The organism is Neptunomonas sp. (assembly GCF_016744175.1).
Classification (GTDB): Bacteria; Pseudomonadota; Gammaproteobacteria; order Pseudomonadales; family Balneatricaceae; genus Neptunomonas.
On record NZ_JADGEV010000095.1, the window covers coordinates 1 to 3,302 of the forward strand.

Genomic DNA, 3,302 nt, shown 5'->3' on the forward strand with positions numbered 1-3,302 from the left:
GCGATGGTGACAGCGCTCAGGAACTCCTCTCCACTGATATCACGGCCCTGATCACGACACGCATCCGCGAGTGCCAAAAGGGCGGGCACTACAGTAGCGCCAGCATGCCCTTTGGAGGTGAAATGACCTTCGTGGGCATCTAAGCTGTCGGCACTAAAGCCTCCTGCCCAAGCGGCACCCATAGGACTTACTTTACGGTTATCAAATAAGAGCCGACAACTCAGGTGCGCAGCCGGGTAATGTTTGGCTGCATAGTTGCAGATATTTAAAGTCGTCTGGTTGCTCTTTGCACCAGCAAGTACACCGATAATATCCAACAATGAAGTGCTAACTAGGTTGCGGGTATGTTGTGGCACCTGATTGAAATGTAGGTTCTGTACAAAGTTATATAGAGACATCATCTATTCCGGTATGTCAGAAGAAAACACAGAGACTAAAAAGGCACTCAAGGTGCCTTTTTGCTGACATTAACTTGTTAGGCCGACAGGCTTATTTAACGGCGCGAGCCGCTGCTAGCCAGCTGTCATAACTTTCTTGATGAGCGGCAATCCATTCTTGAGCGTGGCGTTTGATATCTTTTACAGATTTTTCGCCATTTTGCATTTTCAGGTTCTGTGCACTTTCGTCGCTGGCACTGATCTGAACCAACGACAAGAATTTAGTTGCTGCTGGGTTTTCTTCAGCGAACTCTTTGTTCAGAACTGACTGAATCTGGTCCACAGCGAAGCCCAAGTTCTTACCATTAAAGCTGGTATTAGCGTCGTTATTGCCATCGGGTAGATCCGTATGTGGCACTTCAAGCCAAACCACGTCTTTATTTTCAACCAGTACGCCAGCAATCCACTGTGGTACCCATGTGTAATAAAGAATTGACTGTCCTTCTTTATAGCGAGTAATGGTATCTGCCATCAGTGCAAAGTAAGAGCCACGGTTATGGCTAACGGTGTCTTCCAGACCATATGCTTTCATATGATGATCAATCACTAGCTCACAACCCCATCCAGGGTTACAACCTGTTAGGTCAGCTTTACCGTCGTTATCAGCATCAAAGAGCCTAGCAATCTCTGGCTTTTTTAGGTCAGTAAGCTTAGTGATGTTGTGCTTGTCAGCTGTTTTCTTATCGATTAGGTAACCCTGCAATACGCCTGGGATAACATCGCCGGCTTTAACCAACGTTTCGTCGCCGCCCGCTTTTTTATAGAAAGTTTTATGAAGCTCTTCCCAAGCGTGAACACTGAAGTCTGCATCGCCATAAGACAACGCTAGCATCATAGTGGCATATTCTGTTTCTTTGGGTTCCTCAACCTCATAACCCAGCGCTTCCAAACCTGCGATAGCGATCTCCCCGCGGAAGCGTTCTTCAGCAATGGTTGGGAAAATAGGCGTCACTTCGACCCCTTTTCCTGGCATTGCTTCAGCAGAAGCGGTGCTTGTCATGGTCAGGGCTGTAATAGATGCCGCTGCAGTCAATTTAAAAATAGTCTTAGAAAGTTCTTTTAAGCGTGATTGCATCATCGCTAATTCCTCATTGTGTTTATTTTTAGTGAGTGTTTTAAGTGCTACTTTTTTATTCGATTGTTTTACTAGCCAACCTTATTTAGCTTGCATGCTGCGATAGCCGCGTACTAAAAAGCCTATAGGGCCGGTCTCGTACCAATGTAAGGTATTACTTACACCGGCTCGTTCACCCATGGCTTGAGTCAGGCGGTCAAGGAATATTGCTAAAAGCACTAGACCAACGCCGCCCACGGTCGCAAGCCCCATGTCTAATCGCCCAATACCTCGCAATACCATTTGCCCCAAACCACCTACGGCAATCATTGATGCAATGACGACCATCGATAGCGAGAGCATCAGAGTCTGGTTTACACCGGCCATGATAGTCGGGGTAGCCAGCGGCAACTGAACCTTAATTAGCATCTGGCGAGGGGTACATCCGAAAGCGCGTGCCGCTTCAATTTTATCTTCAGGAACTTGTCGAATCCCCAAGTTTGTTAGGCGTACTAATGGCGGAAGAGCAAAAATAATGGTTACTAGAACGCCAGGAACGTTACCGATACCAAACAGCATGACGACAGGGACTAGATAAACAAATGCAGGAAGTGTCTGCATAGCGTCGAGTACAGGACGCACAATACGTTCGATACGATCGCTTCGAGCGGAAAGAATGCCTAGAGGAATACCAAATACAACACAGAAAAAAAGTGCAGTCAGAACAAGAGACAGGGTTGTCATAGATTCAGACCAAACGCCAATTAGGCCGAGGAAAGTCAGCGTAATAAAACAGAACACGCCCATTTTTTTTCCTGCTAATTGCCAGCCCATTAGTGATGACAGAATAATGCCGATAGAGGGCGGGATTGATTGCAGGATTGTTTCAGACAGGTCTAATACCTGGTCGATTGGCCAGCGGATGGCACGGAAGAAGCTACGAAAGTTTTGCACTAAATAATTGAGTGCACTTTCTACCCATTCGCCCAGTGGGATACTGAGATACTGAAATGGATCTAACAGGCTAAATTCAGACATTATAATTTACCTTGGTATAATTATTCGTAAACTCAGTGATTACTTAGAGTCTTCAGCATCAATTCTTTGGTTATCACTCCGCAAAAAGTGCCGTTACGTTCTATGACAGGCAGCGGGTATTCAGAGTTAGCGACTTTTTTTACAACATCGCTAATCATGTCGTCACTGTAGACACTGTGGTGTTGGTCAAATTGTTGCTCTACCAATGAACTGACACTTGCTTGTGCATCAACAGAGATAAGGGGCACGACACCTTGCAACTTATCACTGTTATCCAGTAGGTAACCAAACTGATTGTTCGCTGGGTTAAAAGGTTGAACAGAGCCATTAATACGAATGGTGCAGGCGCTTTCGTGATTGGCTATATCTCCTGCTTTAAGGATCTTGCTGACATCAACACCTTTGAAGAAAGATTCAACATACTCATCAGCAGGATTGAGCATGATTTCTTTTGGTGTGCCAATCTGAACAACACGTCCGCCTTCCATAATGGCAATGCGATCGCCAATACGAATTGCTTCATCAAGGTCGTGTGAGATAAAGACAATGGTACGTGCCTGCTCTTGCTGTAAGCGGATCAGTTCTCCCTGCATCTCGTGGCGAATCAATGGATCAAGAGCTGAGAAGGCTTCGTCCATCAGCAAAATAGTAGGGTCGTTAGTCAGGGCTCTAGCAAGCCCGACGCGTTGCTGCATACCACCAGACAATTGATGAGGATAGCTGTCGCCGTGCTCTCCTAGGCCTACTTGTAGTAGCGCCTCCTGGGCCCTCAG

The 3,302-nt window shown here is 46.3% G+C and carries 4 protein-coding genes; all 4 read right to left on the reverse strand.

Going from position 1 to position 3,302, the window contains the following annotated elements; genetic code table 11:
- Window positions 1–401, reverse strand: a 401-nt coding sequence (locus QZZ55_RS19930) for an MmgE/PrpD family protein (RefSeq protein ID WP_293269172.1), incomplete at its 3' end; no start/stop codon positions are given.
- A gap of 88 nt (window positions 402–489) precedes the next feature.
- On the reverse strand, window positions 490–1,515 hold the full coding sequence (gene proX, locus QZZ55_RS19935; RefSeq protein WP_293269173.1) for a glycine betaine/L-proline ABC transporter substrate-binding protein ProX: 1,026 nt from the start codon (window positions 1,513–1,515) through the stop codon (window positions 490–492).
- Between the two features lie 78 nt (window positions 1,516–1,593).
- Window positions 1,594–2,529: a glycine betaine/L-proline ABC transporter permease ProW gene (gene proW / locus QZZ55_RS19940; protein WP_293269174.1), complete on the reverse strand. Its 936-nt coding sequence runs from the start codon at window positions 2,527–2,529 to the stop codon at window positions 1,594–1,596.
- A gap of 32 nt (window positions 2,530–2,561) precedes the next feature.
- Window positions 2,562–3,302, reverse strand: a 741-nt coding sequence (locus QZZ55_RS19945; protein WP_293269175.1) for an ATP-binding cassette domain-containing protein, incomplete at its 5' end; no start/stop codon positions are given.